Raw genomic sequence first — 19,957 nt, 5'->3', positions numbered from 1 at the left:
CAGCTAGGCTTCGACATGAGAGGAGACGCTTCATGTACCAGCCCGCCGGCGTCAAGACTTCCCCCGACCTACCCATCCCTAACCAAATGAGGGCCTGGGTACTGGACGACCCGGACCACCTCTCCTTGCGCGAGAAACCGGTCCCCGTTCCCACGCGCGCGGAAGTGCTGGTCCGGATCGATGCGGTTGCGATCTGCGCAACCGACCTTGAGATCATTCATACAGGCTCGCCGGCGAGCATTCAGGGTGGCCTGCCCTTCAACAAGAATTTCACGCCGGGCCACGAATACATGGGCACTGTCGCAGCGCTCGGACCTGACGTCGACGAATTCACGATTGGAGAAAGGATCAGCGTGGAGATCCACGCTGGTTGCGGCCAGTGCAAGCGCTGCCGCCAGGGCATGTACACCTCGTGCCTGAATTACGGAAAGCCCGAGAAGGGACATCGCGCCAACGGTTTCACCACCGATGGCGGTTTTGCCGAATACGCCGTCAACCACATCAACACGCTGGCACGCGTACCAGATACGATGAGTGACGCGGAGGCGACGCTGGTCGTCACCGCCGGCACCTCAATGTATGGCTTGACCGAATTGGGAGGGTTGGTCGCGGGCGAGAGCGTCGTGGTGATCGGCCCGGGGCCGATCGGACTGCTCGCGGTCGCCGTTGCCAAAGCGCTCGGCGCGAGCCCGGTGATCTTGACTGGAACGCGCAACAAACGGCTCGCAATCGGTCAGGAACTAGGCGCCGATCGCGTCATCAATATCAACGACGAGGACCCAGTCGAAGTCGTTAAGCAACTTACCGGTATCGGCGCCGACTACGTCGTTGAATGCGCCGGAAGCGAAACTACAATCAATCAAGCCATTCACATGACCAATCGCGGTGGAAAAATTTGCCTTGCCGCGTTCCCACATGATCCCGTCACGATGGATCTCGCACATCTCGTAAAGAACAACATCTATGCCTACGGCATTCGCGGCGAGGGCCGCAGCGCGACCCGCCGTGCCATGGCACTCATGGCGGAAAAGCGCTTCGATGCGACGAAAATCCATACACATACGTTTCCACTCGGCGATCTGCCAACCGCGCTAAGATACGCGCGTGAGCGTGTTGACGATGCCATCAAGGTGGTCGTCACCAATCGGCAGGCGAGTTCGATCGCGAACGTTGCAGCCGAGTGAACACTGGCTTTCGCTGGCACCGTCGTTCAGATTCTCCCCAGCGCAGTCAGGATCATCTGAGGCGTCAGCGGAATCTCCGTGATTATTGCCCCAAACGGCCTGAGCGCGTCATTGACCGCATTGGTCACGGCGGCGGCCGCCCCGGCCGTACCGGCCTCGCCCGCGCCCTTGGCGCCCAATTCCGATTCCATCGTGGGCGACACCACATGGCCGATATCAATATCCGGCATTTCGCCGGACATCGGGACCAGATAGTCGGCCATGTTAGCGTTGGTGAGCTGGCCTCGTTCGTCATAAACGCATTTTTCGAACAGCGCGGCGCCAAGGCCCTGCACCACCCCGCCCCTGATCTGCTCGTCAACCAGCTGCGGATTGATGATCGTGCCACAGTCCTCGACCACCCAGTGCTTCAACAATTTAACGAAGCCGGTGTCGGTATCGACCTCCAGCCATGAGGCCTGGACACCGTTAGTAAAGGCGAAGGGATATTCTCGCGGGACAAAATGCCGTGTCGCCATCAGCTCCGCCTGAATACCCGGTGGCAGCGTATCGGGACGGAAATAAACGATCCTCGCCAATTCACTCAATTCAATGCGCGGCGCGCCATCGCTGACGTTCACAACGCTATTGCTGACGATGTCGAGATCGCCGGGTGACGATTGCAGGATGGCAGCGGCGACATCGAGGATGTTCTTGCGCAGGACCTTGGTGGCCTGAAGTGCGGCCTCACCGCCGATGCCGGCCCCGCGCGAAGCCCACGTGCCGCCGCCATAGGGCGTGTTGTCGGTGTCCCCCAGAATGACGCGAACGCGATCCATCGAGACGCCGAGGACGCTGCCGACGATCTGGGCGGTGAGCGATTCCGATCCCTGCCCCTGCTCGGTGATGCTGGTTTGGCAGACTACGGCTCCCTGGGCATCAAGCCGCACCGCAACGCCATCCTGCGACGATATCTTGGCGCCGCCGACGCCATAGAATGCCGCGCTGGGATTGGTGACTTCGATAAAGCTGGCGATGCCGATACCGCGATGAATGTTTCTGGCTCGCAACATTGCCTGTTCCGCGCGCAGCGCGTCATAGTCCATCATCTTGATAAGTTTCGCCAACGCGGCATGATGCGACAATTGCTCGAAACGCAAACCCGAAGGCGAAGCACAGGGGTAAGCGTCGTCGGCAATCAGATTGCGACGGCGAATTTCGACGGGATCCATGCCGATCTTCATCGCCGCCAGATCGACCAGACCCTCAGTTACTGAACAGGCGATCGGATGCCCGACCGCACGATACTGACACATGACGTTCTTGTTCTGGAACACGACGCGGGCGCGGGCGCGGTAGTTCTTGGTCACATAGGGCCCACCGACCAGGTTGACGACCTGATTGGCCTCGATGGCGCTGGTTCGCGGATACATTGAATACGGCCCGATACCCGTGAGATCGTCAATCTCGAACGCGGTGATGATACCATCGCGTTTGACTCCGATCTTTCCCTTGCAGCGATGGTCGCGCGCATGGATATCGGTGTTAAAACTCTCGACCCGGTCGGCGACGAATTTGACCGGCCGCCGCAGCAGTTTCGACAGTGCGTAAGTCGCCATTTCGTCGGCGTAGACGTGGACCTTGATACCGAAGGAGCCGCCGACGTCCTTGCAGACCACGCGGACCTGGGACTCCTGAAGACCGAGATGCAGCGCCGCAATATTCTGCACCATATGCGGCGCCTGCGTGCCCTGATAGATCGTGAGTCGCCCTTCGGCAGAGTTCCAGTCGGCAACTACCGAACGAGGCTCCAGCGTCACGCCGGTGTGCCGCCCAAAAATGAATTCTGCTTCCACCACCTCGTCGGAGGCAGCAAAGGCCGCGTCGACGGCGCCTGCGTCATGATTACGCTCGAAGGCCAGATTGTCGCCGAGCGCGGGATGGATCACGGACGTTGTGGGATCGAGCGCAGTTTGCATGTCCGTCACGGCGTCGAGTTCCTCATACGCGACGGAGATATGTTCTGCCGCGTCCTCGGCAGCGGCGCGGCTAGTTGCGATGATTGCCGCGACGGCTTCGCCCTGCCAGCACACCCGATCAACCGCGATCGCGCTTTGCGGCGCAGATTTGAGACCCTTCAAGTGCGAGAGCACCCCAACCCACGGCGTGATAACCACAGCAATTTCCTGGCCGGTGACGACGGCAATTACACCCGGCATGCGTTCTGCCGCCGCTGCGTCGATACCTGTGATTTTTGCATGCGCGTGCGGCGAGCGCAGGAACACAACATGCGCCATGTGCGGCAGTTCGATGTCGCTGACATATAACCCGCGTCCCTGCATCAGCCGGTCGAGGTTCGGCCGCGGCACGGTCTTGCCGATATAGGAGTTCGGCCGGTCGAGCACCGAAAACGCGTCACGATTCGCAGGTTTGCGTGTCATGTCGCGCGTCCTGCGCGCAACCGCGCTGTCGTCTCAATCGCATCAATAATCGCTTGATAGCCGGTACAACGGCAATAGTTGCCGGAAAGATGCTCACGAATCTTTTTCCGATCCGGCTCCGGAGTCTGCTGCAGCAAATCCTGCGCCGCCATCAACATTCCCGGTGTGCAGAAGCCGCATTGCAAGGCGTTACGATCGCGGAACGCGGCCTGCAGATCCGCGATTTCACCTCTGTCGGACAAACCCTCTATCGTTTCGACCGAGCCTTCTTGGGCTTGTACCGCCAGTATCAGGCAGGAGCGCACGATCTCGCCATTGAAGCGCACCGTGCAGGCACCGCAAACCCCGTGCTCACACCCGACATGCGTACCGGTCAACTTCATATGCTCACGCAGGAAGTCGGCCAGGTTCAGCCGCGGCAACACATGGGTGTCGATACGCTCGCCATTGACTTCGAGGAAAATGGGCACAGGGGTCATCGCGCGGGTACCCCCGACTGCAAGTCGGCACGGGAAAGCAGCGTGGACACGCAACGCTGAAGTAATACTTTCGCGAGGTGCCGCCGCATGGCCGGAGTAGCCTGCTGATCCTCCTGCGGATCCAGCTCTTCGCCCAGTACCGCGGAGGCGTTGGCCAGGACTTCCGGCGTGACGGCGACGTTAACAAGTTTTCCGGCAGCCCCGGCGAGCAAAGGCCGGTCGCCCACGGCAAAGAAACCGAGGCGGAGATCAGTGAACTGCCCGTCTACGATGGTCGACTGCGCCGCCAAGCCGACAATGGCATAGTCGCCATGACGGCGGGCAAATTCATGGAAGAAGTGCGCAGAATCTTTCCGCGCGACAGGCAGTTCGACGGCAACCAGCAGTTCCTGTGGCGAAAGTGCCGTCTCGTAAATGCCGGTGAAGAATTCTTGAGCAGGGATTCGCCGCTCGCCGCGTGGCCCGCAAACGATGACGGTTGCGCCCAGCGCCACCATGCAAGCCGGCAATTCGGAAGCCGGATCCGCGTGCGCAAGGCTGCCGCCGAGCGTGCCGCGGTTGCGGATCGCCGGATGCGCGACATGGGAGGTAGCGTCCCTCAACAGAGGAGCATGGGTCGCGATTTCGGGAGATCTCAGGACGTCCACGTGACGCGTCAGCGCACGAACGGTTAAGACGTCGCCTTTCACAACTATCCCGCGAAGCTCAGCCAATTCACCGATATCGACAATGAATTCGGGGGAGATCAGGCGCAGATTCATTGCCGGCATCAGGCTTTGGCCGCCGGATAACACCTTGGCCTTGTCCCCGTACGCGACCAACAGTTCCAGCGCACTTGGGACGCTGGTCGGGCGGGCATAAGCGAAAGCCGAGGCTTTCATTTCGGCGTAACCTCCCCCTGCCGGATATCGGCATTTTCTTTGGATTAGACGGCGACAATTTTTAAAGGTCAAGTTTGTTTATCGAGTGATTATTTCGGTGCCCGCGACTTTGGGACTTGTTATCATTTTGCGACCGACGCACGTTTCCTACCAAACAAAAAGCCTGCCCTTGGGGGATCAGACCATGAAGCTCGGCTTCTTCACGATGCCCATCCATCCTGTCGGCAAGGATTGGCGGCTGTCCCTCAAAGAGGATCGCGAAGCCTTCCTGCTGGCCGACGAGCTCGGGTACAGCGAAGCTTATGTCGGCGAGCACGTCACCGACAAAGCCGAGAACATCACATCCTGCATCGCATTCATCGCCTGGCTTGCCGCGGCGACCAAGCAAATCAAGCTTGGAACCGGCACCATCAACATGCCGAACACTCATCCGGCGGCGCTTGCAGCCTCGATCGCGATGCTCGATCACATGCTCGACGGCCGCCTGATCTTCGGTATCAGCCCCGGTGGGTTGCTGTCCGACGCTGAAGTTTTCGGTAATCTCGACGCAGATCGCAACGCGATGTTCCTGGAGGCGATCAATCAGGTCCTTGATATCTGGGCAAGCGGGCCTCCGTATAACCTCCAAGGCAAGTACTGGAATGTATCGGTACAGAAGACCCTGATTGAGGACATTGGTCAGGGGTTCATCGCGCGCCCGCTACAACGGCCGCATCCACCGATCGTAGTGACGGCAGTGGCGCCGTTCTCGAAAGGCGTGACCGAAGCCGCTGCGCGCGGCTGGGATCCGATTTCGGCGAACTTCCTGATGCCGGCTTGGGTCAAAAGCCATTGGCCTAAATACGTTGAAGGCTGCGAACGTGTCGGCCGCCCCGCAGAGTCGGCGAACTGGCGGGTCGCCAAAAGCGTGTTTGTAGCCAAGGACGCTGCAACGGCAAAAGCCTATGCCACCGATCCGAACGGTCCATATGTCTATTATTATCGCTCGCTATTCACCAAGTTGAAGCGTGGCGGCCGCATCGAGTTGTTCAAAACGCGCCGCGATCAGCCCGACGAGGAAGTGACGCTCGAGTCGATCTGCGACAAACTCATCATTCACGGCACGCCAGATAGCGTGGCCGACCAACTGCTGGCTTTTCAGGAGGAGACCGGGCCCTTTGGCACGCTCCTTTATGCCGGCAAGGACTGGAAGGATCGTGAGCTTGGACGCCAGTCGATGATCCTGATGGCCGAAAAAGTCATGCCGCGCGTTAGCGCAGACATGTCCGGCAAGGCGTCCGGATAGATCAATTCATCCAAGGAATCTGCCGTGGCTCTTAGTGATCGTATTCCCTATCAGGCCCAAATCGATCGACCAAAGTTGACGCTTCCCGGCGGCAAGAAGCTCGCAGTGTGGGTGATCCTCAACGTAGAGGAATGGCGGATCGAGAACGCGATGCCGCGGACGGTGCTCAGCCCGCCGATGGGCCAGCCGCAGCTGCCTGACGTGCCGAACTGGTCCTGGCATGAATACGGCATGCGGGCCGGCTTCTGGCGGCAGTTCAAGGCGCTGACCGACCGCAAGATGCCGGTAACGCTGGCCCTGAATGCCAATGTCTGCAATTCCTATCCGCGCGTTGCGTCCGCCGCGCTCGAGGCCGGCTTCGAGTTTATGGGCCACGGATTCCTGCAGGGGCCGATGCACAAGCTCGACAATCAAGCCGATGCGATCAAGCGCTCCGTCGAAACAATCGCAAAATTTACCGGCAAAGCACCGCGATCATGGGAGAGCCCGGGCCTCACCGAGACCGGGGAAACTCTCGATCTGCTGCGCCTCAACGGCATCGAATATCTGGCGGATTGGGTAATCGACGACCTGCCGCAGGATATCGCCACGCCCCACGGCACCATCACGACGATCCCCTATTCGGTCGAAACCAACGATATCGTCGTCCATGCGCTGCAACATCAGCCCTCCGAGCAATTCCTGAAGCGTGGCATGGATCAGTTCGACCGGCTCTATCTCGAAGGCGAATCGAACGCGCGGATCATGGCGATCTCGATACATCCCTATATTACGGGGGTCCCGCATCGCATCAAATATCTGGAGGCGCTGCTGGACTACGTCATCAGCCATGACGGCGTGGCACTGATGACCGCAAGCGAAATCGGCGACTGGTATCGCGCGGAAACAGCCGGAAAATAACAGCTACCTATCCCACCACCTTGATTGGCGCACGACGAATATCCGCCGAGGTTTCGTTAACCCGCTCGAAGCCGGCCAGGAAGACATCCAGCGCATCGCTAATCATCCGGTCCTTGTCTTCGAGCACCGGCGAATCGTAAATGTATTTGCGAACTCCGTAGTAAAAAATTCCGCCGTGAAGGAACCAGGCGAGCTCAAGTTCTGTCGCACTCGGCTTGTTTTGCACCGCAAGTCCCGCTTCATGACGGCACTCCCGGATGATCCGGGTCAGCATCTTTTCCTTGACCATGCCGACATACCAGCGATTGATGTCGAGGCCCTTCAAGCCCGAATAGAGATAGATGCGAAGCCACTTCCGGGTGAAGATCGCGTCGGTATAGGTACGGTAGAACTCCAGCAGCCGGTCACGAAGCGGCCGCGAGCGATCGGTCAGCAGTTTCTCCCAGCCGGTCTCGAGCGGATCGAGATAGACCGTGCGATAAACTTCCTTGATCAAGTCGCCCTTGCTTGGAAAGTAGCGATAGAGCAGCGGCTGCGTTACGCCAAGCCGCCGCGCCAATGCTCGCGTTCCACCGCCAAATCCCTCTTCCGAGAAAAATTCTGTCGCCTTCGCAACAAATTCCCGGCGACGATCGTCGGGCGAGAGGCGCCTTTGCTTGGCGCCAGCACGTTTGGCCTCTTCTTTCCTGCTCATCAGGATTTGCCGTCATCGCCGGCAAGGAATCGGCCGAATCCGCCGCGTGCAAACAACAGTGGCTGCTGCCCATTATAAGTATAGGCCTCGACGGCTCCCAGGAAAATGATGTGGTCACCGCCGTAGTATCGATTGGCGGCACGGCACTGAAAATTTGCGACGCTGTCAGCAAGCACCGGGGCGTTGCCGAGCCCCGGCGTCCAGCTCACGCCGGCGAATTTGTCGCCGGAGGATTTTGCGAATTGCGAGGCCAGCGTCTGCTGAGAAGCACCGAGAACATTGACTGCGAAATGGCTGGCGTTCTGGAAGATGGTCAAGCCCTGCGAGAACATGCCGAGGCTCCACAGGACCAGCGGCGGATTCAGCGAGACTGAGGCAAAGGAGTTGCAGGTCACGCCATACGGCTTTCCGTCAGCCGCCATCGCTGTAACGATAGTGACGCCGGTAGCGAACGTACCGAGCGCATTACGAAAATCCCGGGGATCGATCGCCGAGTTGTCGCTGGCGAACTCGTTCGCGGGATCGGCCGGATGTTTGGGTGCGTCGGACATCCTCGCCTCAGAGCGTCAGGTTTTCGGACGGCAGGCCAAGCGCTACACGTCCATAATTGGTTCCCGCCGCATCGAAATTGAACGCGAGGTGCGAATTCACCGCGTGGGCATCGCGAAACTGCCGCTGCAACGCACCCGACGTAAACAGACTGCGCGCGCCGCTTGCAGCAAACAGCAGCGACACGGCCTCAGTGCAGAGGTTGACAGAGAACGCGCCGTCACGCCGCAATCGCGTCTTGTCTGCTATATCCGGAACGTGACCACGTCGAGCGTCCACCATCGCTTCGATGCAGTTTGTGCGCATGACCAGCCGCGCCGCGTCGATCTTGGCGGAGGCCTCCGCGATCTTGATCTGGGTCGTCTGCATATCGCTGAGCTTGGCCCGATTGTAGGTCGAGGCGCGATGACGTGCGAATTCGACATAATCATTCAAACAGGCCTGTGCATTACCCAGACCGACGCCTGATAATACATAGGGGAACAACGAGAATACCGGCAGCGCATAGAGGGCGTTTGGATTGACGGCACTCCCCGGGGTTGGCCCGCCGGTAAGATCGCTGACGGCGATCGTCATCTGCTCGGCGATGAAGGCGTCCGTGACCCTGACATCGTTCGATCCGGTACCGCACAGGCCGGTCGCGTTCCAGGTATCGTTGATCTTGTAGTCGCTCTTGTTGAGCAGGAAGAGCCGGTATTCGATACCGTCGGCGTCATCGTCGGACGAAACCACGCTGGCGAGCATGTTCCAATCGCAGGATTCGACGCCTGAGGAAAACGGCCAGTGGCCATTGAGCACATATCCGCCATCGACTTTTCTGGCTCGGCCAGCTGGAAAGATGAATGACGAGGCGATCAACGCATTGGCGTCCTTGTCCCAGACGGCGTCCTGCGCATGCCGGTCAAACATGCCTAGCATCCAGTGATGGCTTGCAAGATTGGCAAAATTCCACGCTACGGAAGCATCCGCCTGCCCCAGCGCATCGGCGCAATCGACCAGCGCAACATAGTCGAGTTCGGCGCCGCCGACGCGTTTGGGCTGTATGATCCGGAACAGGCCGGCATCGTGTAAATCTCGCTCGGTCTCCGGTGGCAGGCGCCGCAGTTCTTCGGTCCTGGCAGCACGCTCCCGCAATTTCGGGATCAGCGCTCTGGCGCGGGCAACCATAGCGGCATAGCTGTCCGTACCCGGTCCCGCGAGCGAACTTGCATCTGGCCTGCGGCCGTCCCCTGGCATTGGCGTTTCCTTGCCCAATCCGTCGTTGCGAACTTGAAGCGGTTGGGCCTGGCCAGTCTACCGCCTCACCGCCAATGATCAAGGCGCGCGGAACATGCCTCTTCCGCCAAATTGGGCTGGTGCCATGTGATCTTTTGCGTCGCGCCAGACGGATTCGTTGGCTATGCACCCATGCTAAAACGAAAAAGAGCCCGGCGGCCGTCAGGCCACCGGGCGAGGAGTACTTCGAAAGAATGCTGGACGCTGGCTATCCAATGAGCTTGCGCCAATAAAGCGTATTTGGCCAAGCCCATGGGACTGGCGGCTGAAACAGCCGGTAACCCTTGCTGCGCAGCCAGTTGACGTGAAACGCCAGCACTTGCCCCACGGATTCGTAATAATCCAGGATCGTGAAGGCATCCGCCGTCGCGCCGGAGCCACCGATATCGATGAAGGCGCGGAGCGGCAACAGCGGATCGGCCGAGACCTTGCCGATGCGCCCGTCGCTTCGCGCCTGCGACAGCATCCCGGCGAAGTACGCGCCTTCGAACGCGCCGATGTAGTCGCCCTCCCAGATGTGGTCATAGCGATCCGGATAGAGCGACAAATCGAGTTGCCGCTCCTCCTCCAGCACGGAGGGAAACCAGGGATTGTCACGCCAACTCGCCTTGATCACGCACGCACCCGGCGGCTGGCGCGTCCGCAGGAAATCGTCGATCGCGTCGGACTTCCGGCGCGGATTCCAGCTCGCCCACAGCTCCGAGCGTTCGGCGCGGATCGTCGGACGCAGCAGCGACAGGCTGCGCGCGCTCAGATTCTGCGCCTCGTCGATCCAGGCAATACGAAACCCTTCCAGTGATTTTATCGAGTCGGCAGTGTGATCCTGCATACCCCGGAAGATGATGATTCCATCTCCGGGCGTTTCGATCTTGTCGCTGTAGAGCTTGAAGCCGCTGCCGACGCCGAGCGCGGCGATCTTGCTCTCGATCAACCGCTTGCTCGACTGCGCCAATGTCCGTTGCGCCTCGCGAATGCAGACCGCAAGCGTGCCGCGTTCGGCCTGGCAGGTCTCGACCAGCAGCTCGCCAAAAAAATGCGACTTTCCGGATCCCCGGCCGCCGAAAGCTCCGCGGTACCTGCTGGGCCGAAGCAACGGTTCAAATACTTTCGCTGTCGGGATTTTCAGGATTGACGATGTGCCGTTCGATGCGTTGGGGAGGCCCGCCCGGGACTTCATTGCCGCTCTCCTGTGGTTGCGCGGCCTTGCCCCAGCCGCGATCGAGGACGGCGTTGGCCGCCGAGACGCGCGCCGCAGGCGTCGCATCCTTGCTTTGCATGATTTTGACGAGGACGTTGATGGCCGTCTTGGTCTGGCTCCGTGCCAGTGAGCGGATGTCTGCCAAGGGTTTCCTCACTGCGCCTCGTCATGATCCGCCGTGACGTATTCGCACGGCGTAAGGTCGGTCGGGTCCGCCGCAGGCTCGTGCACCGCGGAGCGGAACGCGATCGTCGGGAAATCGGTCTGTTCATGATCATGCCCGGGGCGCGGGATGAACTGGATGATTTCGGCACTCATGAGGGATCCTCCCATACCGCGATTGCAATCAGGCCGATCAGCGCGAGCGATATCAGATACGCCGTCATCGGCCTCTCTCTGGAAATAAATGCGCGGCATGATCGCTGGCGTGCAATCATTTCGGGCGCGAACCGTATCCCTGATGCAGGGGCCGCTTGCGGTCGTGACCTTGGCCACGCCGCACGCCGGCACGTTCGCGCGTGCCGGCTAAGGATGATCTCAAAGGTTCGGACGACGGCGCGCCCGCGACGCCTCAGGCGACGGGCGTTGGGAGTTGGGGCGTCGTGACAAGCGGCCGCCGTCCGATTGGAATTTTTTAAACAAAAAGCCCGCGGCAGATTTCTCCGCCCGGGCTCTGCATGATTTTCGCGATGATGATATTCAGCCGGTGATTTGCCCGACGTGTCAAATTCTTTTTCAGGTCGTCAATCAATCGCAGAAAATCGGGGAACATCGATGCGACAGGACTCGCCTGACAATAAGGCGCGAGCCGACGGGAATTTTGATCTTCAAGACTACCGCTGCTGGGCGGCGAGCAAGAGCTTGAGCAGCCCGCCGGGCGGCGGCGCATCCGGATTGTCGGGATCGAAGCCCGTAAGTGCCGCGATCCGGCCCGCAAGACCGCCCATCGGAATTGGACTGTCCGAGGGAGCGAGCGATGCTCCCGGTGCGCCACGCTCGAATATGGGAGCCTGCGGTTCGTTGGCGCTCAGCTGGTTCAGATGTTGAATGTACTCCAACAACGTGGAGGCCGTTGGACCCTGGGATTGCCCCGGCCTGGACGAAGAGTTGCCGCCACCGGCTGCGCGGGACAAGGCATCGTTTCCGCTGACGAAGGCGTTTCGGCGTTGCGGCGCCGCCGCCTGCATCGGATGCAGCGGATCGAGGCCCGCCAGAGCCGCGGCCCAGTCGACGCGGCCGCTAGAGGCGTTCAGTTGATCGGGAAGAACGAACTGCGCGGCCGGAGCGCCGGTGTCGAAAACGGACGCTAGCGGTGGATTGCCATCCCGCCGGCTGACATACCGCATCGGCTTGGTGCCGATGCCAGGCGCTTCGGAAAAGTCTGTCGATCCCCGGGACGGCGGTGGTGTCATCCACAACGGCATCGGCTTGTCGTTGAATATTCCGGGTGGCTTGCCGGGTTCAGCCGGCGGCAGGGGTAAGTTCGGATTGCGCGGCGTGACGCCGGCAGGAGAAGAGGTCCAGTTTCCGAAGCGGTTATCGAGTGAATTCTGAAGGTGGGGAGAAAGACCCTCGTTGGACGGAACGAACGGAACGGGTGGTGCACCGACATCGAACGTAGATACCTCCGGCTTACCCGCGACGCGTCGACCCAAATACGGTACAGGCTTGCGGTCAGCGTCCCTCGGTATTTCCCCGACGCCCCTCACCCACGCGGGCAGATTTGGATTGGTGCTTTCCGCAGTAGAGCTTCCGAACCGGCGATCGAACGACTCTTGGCGATCGCCCGCAGGGCTAGCATTCGCCGGGACGAACGGCGTAACCGGACCGCGCAAAGGTGCTGCCGCCTTGTCGAGGGGATTTTCCAAGCGCCGATCGAAACCTGGAACCTTCACCGGGTGCGTTTGGCCGCTTACGGGATCGACGGCAAAAAAACGATCGAAAATCTCAGGAAACACCGTTCCCGGACCTAAAAATCCCGCCCTCTTCAAGGCTCCCGCCGCAAACGAGTTGCTGTTCTGCGATAAGGGACGATACTCGTACCCTATCGAATTCACCTCATCGCCAAGCTCGTCATCCGCTCCCACTGCGAACGCAGATTGTCAGCCTCAGCGATAAGCGTAGATGGCAGGTTTGACGCAAAGCGGATAGCATCTCGCTTCTCCGCTCTGAGACGCTTAAACGGCGAATCTGTATTGTTTGCACCATTGGACCGGCCTTCCTCTTGAACGAATGCTAAAAACTTAGCGACGTTACGATCGAACTTCTGCTCCGGCACCCCCTCAAGCGTGTGATGTTTTCCTTCGGAATCGATGTAGTTCAACACGATATGATGCCCGAGCACCGCCCCTTGATAAGGCAACGCGCTCGCATTGGTGAAGGTCATAAAAATTCGTTCAGCCAATCTTTGACTCCTTTACTTCTTCACCCAGCCAACAAACGGAGGGTCCGATTTCTTCTTCAGGGGGTAATACGAAAATCCAACAGTTACATCGTCGCTTGAGAACAGAACAATAAATTGCTTCGCTTGCGGATTGTAATTGATCGACTGGAGAAATCGCGATCGCCAAGTTACAAGCAACAAGGCATCCGTGTCGCAATCCACAAACGACGGATGTCGATTATTGAGATCCACGAACGGCATGATCCAATTCTTTTCCTTTGCAAGAAGTTGATCCACCTCTGCGACATAGGAAGATACTTTTTCGATGCAGGAGGCGGGATCGGCGCGCGCAATCGGTGCTTGCACGACGCACAGCAACATTGCCGCCCAGACTGCAAAACTGCTGTTCGGCCGCATCACAGTGCTCACCGCCCGCTGCATAAACGTACCAAACTCTTTCGTCATATCAGGCCTCCACGCCCCAGATGCACGGCCAATTAGAAATCGCGTAGGCAGACTATGGATTATCCTGTTCTTTTCGTGCGCCTTCTCATTAGTTCACGTTGATGATTTCAGGATATTTTGTGCAGGCCGGTTGCTTGACACGTCCGACCTTACCCCTGGTGGTCGGAAATCTCGCTTCACCATGATCGTTTCGGGGCGCGGGACGAACCGGGCGACGCCGGTCGGCACTCATGAGGCTACCTCCCATACCGTGATTGCAATCAGGCCGATCAGCGCGAGCGAGATCAGATACGCGATCATCGGCTTCTCTCTGGAAATAGAATGCGCGGCATGATCGCCGGTGTGTGATCATTTCGGGCGCGAACCGTATCCCTGGTGCAGGGGCCGCTTGCGCCGTGACCTTGGCCACGCCGCACACCGGCGCGTTCGCGCGTGCCGGCTAATGATGATCTCAAAGGTTCGGACGACGGCGCGCCTGCGACGCCTCAGGCGACGGGCGTTGGGAGTTGTGGCGTCGTGACAAGCGGCCGCCGTCCGATTGGAAAATTTCAAACAAAAAGCCCGCGGCGGATTGCTCCGCCCGGGCTCTGCATGATTGTCGCGATGGTGAAAATCTGCCGGTGATTTGCCCGACGTGTCGAATGTTTTTCGGACCGTCGACAAATTACCGAAAATGCGATGCAACAGGTTGGATAATTTGAAACTTCCCCGCGGATAGCATCGCTGCAAATGAAAAAGCCCGCGGCCGATTTACCGGCGCGAGCTTTACGATATCGGCGATGATGAAGATGTGCCGCTGATTTGCCCGACGCGTCAAGCGCAAAAAATTGGTTCGGTGCATCGACATTCAAATGGAAATATTGGGCGCAGGGCACCAGCCAACGCTCAATCAGATCGCAAGGAGGCCGTTGATGTATTTCGTCGCTACCGTGCTCGCGATCCTGTCGGGCCTGTTCTATGCGGCAAGCCATAACGAGATCGGCTCGCTCGGCGTCACGATGTGCCAGTACGGCAGTTCGTTTTGTGCCAACCCGCTTCTCGTCCTGGTGGGAGCGGGGCTTGCTGCGGTATGGGGCGCTTTCGTCAGCGTACGCTGACGCGCCGGTCACGAGCCTGATTTCGCGATGATGATTTTCTGCCCCTGATTTGCCCGACGTGTCAAACGCGAAATCAGGATCGTCGCATCAAGCTCTCGCCGCTACTTGCAAGCTGCCCGAACGACTGTTCATCAACGGGATCGGCTATCGGTACCTCTTGAGCGAAGCGGCCGCAGCCCCTGCAACTCAGCATCGAGCCATTCGTGTTTCACGCCATTCTGCACGGGAAGCATGCAGATCACGGGCCATTTTCCGTAATCTCCCGGATTGATCGCAGCGGCAAAGAATTGTCCCTCATGATATTGACCCAGCATGGGGCAGATCGTGATTTACAAGGGCGTGGAATACAGCGTCGCGGCCACCGGCGAACCGGATGTCTGGCAATGGCGATTTCAGATCGGCGAGCAGACCGTGGCCGGCAAGACCAGGACGCGGCTGATTCACATGGCGGAGCGTCGCGTTCACATGAGAATTGACGCTGCTCTCAGGGTTTCGCACGGCGAGGACCAACCTGCCGACTAGTTATACCCGGACCGCACGGGGTTTGCCGGCTGCACGGGCTTCGGCCCCGGCGCATCGGGTTCAAGTTGCGGTTTCGGTTCGGTCGGCATCACCTTTGCGCCGGCCGCCCGGGCGGCATCGCCCGTGGTGCTGTAATGTGCCTCCGCGGCCGTTTGCACCTTGGGCTTATTCCTTGGGCCGTAATCAGCGATTAACATGCTGAACCCGCCAACACACGCGACTGCAATCGCGACCGCCAAAGGTGCTCCGCCACGGCGTGTCGCATGGCTTTCCTTCGAATGATTGTTCGTCATTTTAGAAACCCGGATTGGTTGCTGTGTTGGAATCAAATCCCGGGGCCGACGATTGTTCCGCCTTCAGACCGCCCTGTCGCGGAACCGTGGCGGAACAAATCGCCTACTCGCGCATTTCCAGCATGCTGAACAGATTTCAAAGTTTAAAAATCTTAAAGTGAGTGTCGACAGTGAGCATCGAGACACCTCCACCGCTACAGCCCAACATGGCCGAACGCGCGATCGACACCGCGACCGATGTATCGCGCACGATCACGGATATGTCTGCAGCGCTTCAGTCCGCGGTCGATCGTCTAGCCGAGGCGATCGCAACGGCACGGCAACCCGGCAAGCCGCTATCCACCGTCAGCGCAATTACCCGGGAAGCGCCCCTCGCGAGTCTGTTCGTTGCGTTCCTGTTCGGAGTCGCACTAGCGCGCCGGCGGTAGCGGCTGCCGTTCAGAACTTGCCTTTGGTCGCGTCCTTGGCGGCCGACATGACACCACCGCTGATCTGTCTCATATGCTCGCCGGCATTGGTGAACTGGCTTCGCAGGAATTCGGACTGAATCCGCATCGCTTCCTGGAGGTCGGTCGCATGAACCAGCTTTCGGGCGTGCTCGAATGCTGCCTTCATGTTCTGCTCGGTGAACGATAGCGCCTGCTTCGAAATCTCCGTCCCTGGCCCCGGCATCGACGTCATCGACTTGCCGGCGGCATCGAAGAACATGCCGAACGCCTTTTCTGCCTGATCGATGGTTTTTTCGGCCAGATCGCGCAGCTCGGCCGGAACTTCGAGTTTCGGTTCAATCATGATCGCCTCTCCAATGTCGTCTCTGGGAGGTTAGCATAGTTCAGGGCCGCGTCTGCGCCGTATTGGCCGGCGCCGCACTTCCTGGGATGTCGTCCAGGCGCCTCCGCAAAGGAATTAATTCCTTCGCCGGCCCGTAGCGATACGGGCTAGCGTACCCGATTCCAATCATGTCAACAGTGTGGCATAGTGATTCGGGGGCTCGAGTTCGACGGTTCGTGGCGTTTGCGTCGCTCTCGGGAACATGGGGAACAAATGCTGCAAACATTCCGGCCAACGCCAACCTGCACGCGCTTTCAAACCAGCATAGAAATGCCCTGCATCAAATGCGGCGCGCAAATGAGGCTGGCCATGATCGAGCCACGCGATCAAAGTTACGATGTGCTGACCTATCGATGCGCCCCATGCGACTCGGGCGAGAGCTTTTTGAAGGCCCGCTAAAGCGTTTTCGAGCGAAGTGGCTACCGGTTCGCGTGAAGAAAACGCGACAAAATAAGAATCTAGAGCTTCGGTTCTGATTCAATCAGAACCGAAGCTCTAGATCGGGTCACAGCACGGCTGCCCCTGCCTCCGTCAGCACCGGTCCCTCGTCTCGGATCTCAATCAGACCGAGTTCGGTCAGCACGTGCAGATCCTCGTCGCTGACAGGCGACATTTTCAGCCGGCGGGCCTGAATGTCCCGCAGCGTCCAACGAAGGGCAATAGCCTTTTCGAGGCTGAGTTCAGCGAAAGGATTGTCCACCATTCCCTTCGACTATTGGTAGATTTCGATCAGATTTTGTCTGCATCGCGGCAGCTTCTTGCGCGCACCGACTCAGCTCATGCCGACAATCAGCGCCGACCTCTTTGAAAATGGCGTTCAAGACCTGACGAGAGGTAACGCCGTGTGCTCAGTACCGGTAGGGTTCAATATCCAGCAGCGGGAATGCACTGAACACGCTCGGCAGGTTGGTCGGCATCGCCGCTTGTAGATATGATTTGTTGAGCTCCGCAAGACTGGTGACGCCGAGCAACCCGAGGCACCGGATCACTTCATCCTCCAGCAATTCCAGCATCCGGGTGATGCCGGCCTCGCCCGCGGCGGCGAGCGCCCAGCATTGCAGGCGGCCGATGCCGACGAGATCGGCACCCGAGGCGATCGCCTTCACAATGTCTGTGCCGCGGCAGAACGAGCCGTCGACCATGATCTTGGCGCGGCCGGCAACGGCGTCTACGATTTCGGGCAGCACATGCATCGAGCCGCGCCCGTGGTCGAGTTGGCGTCCGCCGTGGTTCGACACATAGATCCAGTCCACCCCATGATCGAGCGCAATGACTGCATCTTCCGCGGTCGCGATACCCTTGAGCACCAGGGGAATCTTATACTTGTCCTTGATCAGCTTCACGGTCCGCCATTCCAGCCCCTTCTGGAAGTCGCCGCCGGTAGCGCGAATCCGGCTTTCGCGGACATAGCGTTTGGCGATATCGCGTTCGCGCCGGCTGTAATGGGCGGTGTCGACCGTCAGGCAAAACGCGGCATAGCCGTTTTCGATCGTGCGGCTGACGGTATCTTCGACAAAGGCATCGTCGCCGCGAACGTAAAGCTGAAAGATGCGCAGCGCATCGGGCGCTGCTTTTGCCGTAGCCTCAAGCCCGGGCTCGGAGACCGAACTGAGCATATGGGCCGCGCCGAACGTCCCGGCTCCCCGTGCTACCGCAGCACCTGAATCGGGATCGAAAATCTCCAGCGCGCCGACGGGCGCGATCATCACCGGCAGGCGCAATTTACGGCCGAAGACCTCGGTCGACGCGTCGACCCGGGCTACATTCCGCAGGACCCGCGGCCGGAATGCGATCTCGTCCAGCGCCATGCGGTTGCGGCGCATGGTCGTCTCGGTCTCTGAGGCCCCGACGATATAGTCCCAGGCGTTCTGGTTCAGCCGGGCCCGCGCCTTGCGCACGAATTCATGGAGATTCTGGAATTCTTCGCCGCTGGCGCCGAGTTCGACATTCCTCGCCGGTCGGATGGGGGTCCCATCATTCATGCTGTTTCTCTCCCGTTTTGGCGGCACATTAGCCGCAGACAAATGGGAAAAGCTACCGCTTTGAACGGGTTAATCCGGTGCTGGAACGAAGGGCTGCTATTCGCTGGCGAGGTACATCGGCTTGGAATGGAAAATTCCCGCGCCCGAGACCTGGGAGGCAATCAGGAATGCCGCCATCACGGCCGGTACACTGATGAATCGCAAGAATTGATCAATTGAAAGCATGCTCGTCGTCCCCAAGGTGCTTGTGAGGCGCGTTCAATCCGCCCCTCGCGTCGTCTGCTGATCGCCCGTGAAAAGCTGGTCGGTATAGGCCGCCCCGGAAACCGTGAGCAGCGCAAGAATCGAAATGACGACCAGCATTTTCATGTCGTCACGGTCGATTTGGATTGTGGCCAAAAACGTCAGAGCTTGGCGCATTTTGGGGACTAACACAGGGGAACTTCGTGGCCGCTGGGCCCCCGGCGGCGGCGCTCAACCGCCCGAAAAACGGTTCCTGTATTCGGTGGGCGATACGCCGAGGTGCCGCAGGAACGCGCGGCGCATGCGTTCGTCATCGCCGAACCCGGCGCGTTTGGCGACCTCGATCACGCCGCCGACCTGCCTGCTTTCCAGCAACAGACGTGCGGTTTCCACCCGCAGCGCTTCGACACCGCTCGCCGGCGTCATTCCGGTGCGGTTGGCATAGGTGCGAGCAAAAGTCCGAGGCGTCATCCCGGCCTTCGCGGCGAGTGTTTCGACCCTGAGATCGCTTGCGATATTCTCGATGATCCAGGCGTGCAACGCGCTGAACCGCCCTTCGACGTCGGAGGCTTGCGCCGCGAGCACGGTAGAGAATTGGCTCTGGCCGCCGGGCCGCTTGAGAAACACCACCAGCCTTCGCGCAACGTCGAGCGCGGTGGTGTGGCCGAAATCCTCTTCGATCATGGCGAGCGCCAGATCGATGCCGGCGCTGACGCCAGCCGATGACCAGACCCGCCCGTCCTTGACGAAGATAGCGTTCGGCTCGACGCGGATGTTGGGGAAGCTGTCCTGCAGCCTCGGGCAATAGCGCCAATGGGTCGCGGCGCGCTTTCCGTCCAGCGCGCCGGTCCAGGCCAGCGCAAAAGCCCCGAGACACACCGATGCCACCCGACGTGCCTTGGGTAGCGTCTGCGAAATCCATTGCATCAGCCGGGTGTCTTTGCGGATATCCCAAATACCGGGCCCGCCCGGGATCACCAGCGTATCGACTTGATGCGGCCGGACGCTATCGATCGCGGCGGTATCCACCATCATCCCGACGTCTGTCGGCACCAACCCGCCCGAGGCTGACAGATAGGACAAGGAATAGCCCGGACCAGACAACTCGATCGCCGCCAACTCCGCGAACACCTGCGCCGGACCGGAGATATCCAGCAGGGTCACGCCCGGAAAGGCGACGATCGCGATACGCCGCGTCGACGGCGTTTCACGCGGTCCGGAGCGTCGGGGTTTGGCAGATTTCGAGGGCATATTGTCCTTTAAGCCATTCGAGGCT

General features: G+C 59.7%; 23 protein-coding genes. 6 read left to right on the top strand and 17 right to left on the bottom strand.

Annotated elements, in window-relative coordinates:
* The first annotated feature begins 32 nt into the window (after nucleotides 1-32).
* Nucleotides 33-1,184 carry a zinc-dependent alcohol dehydrogenase gene (locus tag JQ597_RS09560; protein WP_212263934.1) on the top strand — a complete coding sequence of 384 codons (1,152 nt, stop codon included), beginning with the start codon at nucleotides 33-35 and terminating at the stop codon, nucleotides 1,182-1,184.
* A 26-nt stretch (nucleotides 1,185-1,210) separates the two neighbouring features.
* Here the strand turns inward: JQ597_RS09560 and JQ597_RS09555 are convergent, their stop codons facing one another.
* The 3 genes from JQ597_RS09555 to JQ597_RS09545 are packed head-to-tail and all read right to left on the bottom strand — an operon-like array spanning nucleotide 1,211 to nucleotide 4,964.
* The gene (locus JQ597_RS09555) at nucleotides 1,211-3,604 is read right to left on the bottom strand and encodes a xanthine dehydrogenase family protein molybdopterin-binding subunit (RefSeq protein WP_212263933.1); all 2,394 of its coding nucleotides are present in this window, start codon (nucleotides 3,602-3,604) and stop codon (nucleotides 1,211-1,213) included.
* Entirely contained in the window at nucleotides 3,601-4,083 is a 483-nt protein-coding gene (locus JQ597_RS09550; protein WP_212263932.1) for a (2Fe-2S)-binding protein, read from the bottom strand. The genes JQ597_RS09555 and JQ597_RS09550 overlap by 4 nt, the downstream gene beginning before the upstream one ends.
* Complete coding sequence (locus JQ597_RS09545; protein ID WP_212263931.1) at nucleotides 4,080-4,964, bottom strand: FAD binding domain-containing protein; 885 nt, start codon at nucleotides 4,962-4,964, stop codon at nucleotides 4,080-4,082. Before JQ597_RS09545 ends, JQ597_RS09550 begins: the two co-directional genes overlap by 4 nt.
* Before the next feature lie 184 nt (nucleotides 4,965-5,148).
* Here JQ597_RS09545 and JQ597_RS09540 point away from each other — a divergent pair, with 184 nt between their 5' ends.
* Together JQ597_RS09540 and JQ597_RS09535 are read left to right on the top strand one after the other, a co-directional pair.
* The gene (locus JQ597_RS09540) at nucleotides 5,149-6,249 is read left to right on the top strand and encodes an LLM class flavin-dependent oxidoreductase (RefSeq protein ID WP_212263930.1); all 1,101 of its coding nucleotides are present in this window, start codon (nucleotides 5,149-5,151) and stop codon (nucleotides 6,247-6,249) included.
* Nucleotides 6,250-6,273: 24 nt separating this feature from the next.
* Nucleotides 6,274-7,149, top strand: coding sequence for a polysaccharide deacetylase family protein (locus JQ597_RS09535; RefSeq protein ID WP_212263929.1), 876 nt, complete (start codon nucleotides 6,274-6,276; stop codon nucleotides 7,147-7,149).
* Between the two features lie 7 nt (nucleotides 7,150-7,156).
* Here the strand turns inward: JQ597_RS09535 and JQ597_RS09530 are convergent, their stop codons facing one another.
* The 9 genes from JQ597_RS09530 to JQ597_RS09490 all read right to left on the bottom strand — a co-directional run bounded on the left by JQ597_RS09530 (nucleotide 7,157) and on the right by JQ597_RS09490 (nucleotide 13,713).
* Nucleotides 7,157-7,843: a TetR/AcrR family transcriptional regulator gene (locus tag JQ597_RS09530; protein ID WP_212263928.1), complete on the bottom strand. Its 687-nt coding sequence runs from the start codon at nucleotides 7,841-7,843 to the stop codon at nucleotides 7,157-7,159.
* Nucleotides 7,843-8,394, bottom strand: a complete 552-nt coding sequence (locus JQ597_RS09525) for a flavin reductase family protein (protein WP_212263927.1) — start codon at nucleotides 8,392-8,394, stop codon at nucleotides 7,843-7,845. Before JQ597_RS09525 ends, JQ597_RS09530 begins: the two co-directional genes overlap by 1 nt.
* Nucleotides 8,395-8,401: 7 nt before the next feature.
* Entirely contained in the window at nucleotides 8,402-9,628 is a 1,227-nt protein-coding gene (locus tag JQ597_RS09520; protein WP_249133251.1) for an acyl-CoA dehydrogenase family protein, read from the bottom strand.
* A 247-nt stretch (nucleotides 9,629-9,875) separates the two neighbouring features.
* A complete protein-coding gene (locus JQ597_RS09515) occupies nucleotides 9,876-10,760 on the bottom strand; it encodes a PBSX family phage terminase large subunit (RefSeq protein WP_249147654.1) in 885 nt (294 codons plus the stop codon).
* A 4-nt stretch (nucleotides 10,761-10,764) separates the two neighbouring features.
* Complete coding sequence (locus JQ597_RS09510; RefSeq protein WP_249133249.1) at nucleotides 10,765-11,010, bottom strand: hypothetical protein; 246 nt, start codon at nucleotides 11,008-11,010, stop codon at nucleotides 10,765-10,767.
* Between the two features lie 8 nt (nucleotides 11,011-11,018).
* Nucleotides 11,019-11,183, bottom strand: a complete 165-nt coding sequence (locus JQ597_RS09505) for a hypothetical protein (protein WP_212263924.1) — start codon at nucleotides 11,181-11,183, stop codon at nucleotides 11,019-11,021.
* A gap of 515 nt (nucleotides 11,184-11,698) precedes the next feature.
* Nucleotides 11,699-12,856 (bottom strand): hypothetical protein, encoded by a 1,158-nt coding sequence (locus JQ597_RS09500; RefSeq protein ID WP_212263923.1) that lies wholly within the window; start codon nucleotides 12,854-12,856, stop codon nucleotides 11,699-11,701.
* A 62-nt stretch (nucleotides 12,857-12,918) separates the two neighbouring features.
* Nucleotides 12,919-13,269 (bottom strand): hypothetical protein, encoded by a 351-nt coding sequence (locus JQ597_RS09495; protein ID WP_212263922.1) that lies wholly within the window; start codon nucleotides 13,267-13,269, stop codon nucleotides 12,919-12,921.
* Nucleotides 13,270-13,281: 12 nt separating this feature from the next.
* On the bottom strand, nucleotides 13,282-13,713 hold the full coding sequence (locus JQ597_RS09490; protein ID WP_212263921.1) for a hypothetical protein: 432 nt from the start codon (nucleotides 13,711-13,713) through the stop codon (nucleotides 13,282-13,284).
* 911 nt (nucleotides 13,714-14,624) lie between these two features.
* Here JQ597_RS09490 and JQ597_RS09485 point away from each other — a divergent pair.
* The 3 genes from JQ597_RS09485 to JQ597_RS09475 all read left to right on the top strand — a co-directional run bounded on the left by JQ597_RS09485 (nucleotide 14,625) and on the right by JQ597_RS09475 (nucleotide 16,053).
* Entirely contained in the window at nucleotides 14,625-14,810 is a 186-nt protein-coding gene (locus JQ597_RS09485; RefSeq protein ID WP_192738654.1) for a hypothetical protein, read from the top strand.
* Nucleotides 14,811-15,122: 312 nt separating this feature from the next.
* Nucleotides 15,123-15,332, top strand: coding sequence for a hypothetical protein (locus JQ597_RS09480; RefSeq protein WP_249133248.1), 210 nt, complete (start codon nucleotides 15,123-15,125; stop codon nucleotides 15,330-15,332).
* Between the two features lie 463 nt (nucleotides 15,333-15,795).
* Nucleotides 15,796-16,053, top strand: a complete 258-nt coding sequence (locus JQ597_RS09475) for a hypothetical protein (protein ID WP_502754356.1) — start codon at nucleotides 15,796-15,798, stop codon at nucleotides 16,051-16,053.
* Nucleotides 16,054-16,063: 10 nt separating this feature from the next.
* Here JQ597_RS09475 and JQ597_RS09470 read toward each other — a convergent pair whose 3' ends face one another.
* From JQ597_RS09470 to JQ597_RS09455, 5 genes are all read right to left on the bottom strand, one after another.
* Nucleotides 16,064-16,417, bottom strand: coding sequence for a phasin (locus JQ597_RS09470; RefSeq protein WP_192738658.1), 354 nt, complete (start codon nucleotides 16,415-16,417; stop codon nucleotides 16,064-16,066).
* 544 nt (nucleotides 16,418-16,961) lie between these two features.
* Nucleotides 16,962-17,159 carry a hypothetical protein gene (locus tag JQ597_RS09465; protein ID WP_212263919.1) on the bottom strand — a complete coding sequence of 66 codons (198 nt, stop codon included), beginning with the start codon at nucleotides 17,157-17,159 and terminating at the stop codon, nucleotides 16,962-16,964.
* Between the two features lie 145 nt (nucleotides 17,160-17,304).
* Entirely contained in the window at nucleotides 17,305-18,438 is a 1,134-nt protein-coding gene (locus JQ597_RS09460; RefSeq protein ID WP_212263918.1) for an alpha-hydroxy acid oxidase, read from the bottom strand.
* Nucleotides 18,439-18,534: 96 nt separating this feature from the next.
* The gene (locus JQ597_RS38070) at nucleotides 18,535-18,663 is read right to left on the bottom strand and encodes a hypothetical protein (protein WP_283813406.1); all 129 of its coding nucleotides are present in this window, start codon (nucleotides 18,661-18,663) and stop codon (nucleotides 18,535-18,537) included.
* 249 nt (nucleotides 18,664-18,912) lie between these two features.
* On the bottom strand, nucleotides 18,913-19,932 hold the full coding sequence (locus JQ597_RS09455; RefSeq protein WP_212263917.1) for a GlxA family transcriptional regulator: 1,020 nt from the start codon (nucleotides 19,930-19,932) through the stop codon (nucleotides 18,913-18,915).
* Nucleotides 19,933-19,957: the final 25 nt, after the last annotated feature.

It is taken from the genome of Bradyrhizobium sp. AUGA SZCCT0177 (assembly GCF_018130125.1).
Taxonomy (GTDB): Bacteria; Pseudomonadota; Alphaproteobacteria; order Rhizobiales; family Xanthobacteraceae; genus Bradyrhizobium.
Note: the sequence above shows the minus strand (reverse complement) of the source record. Positions and strands in the feature narration are given on the sequence as shown.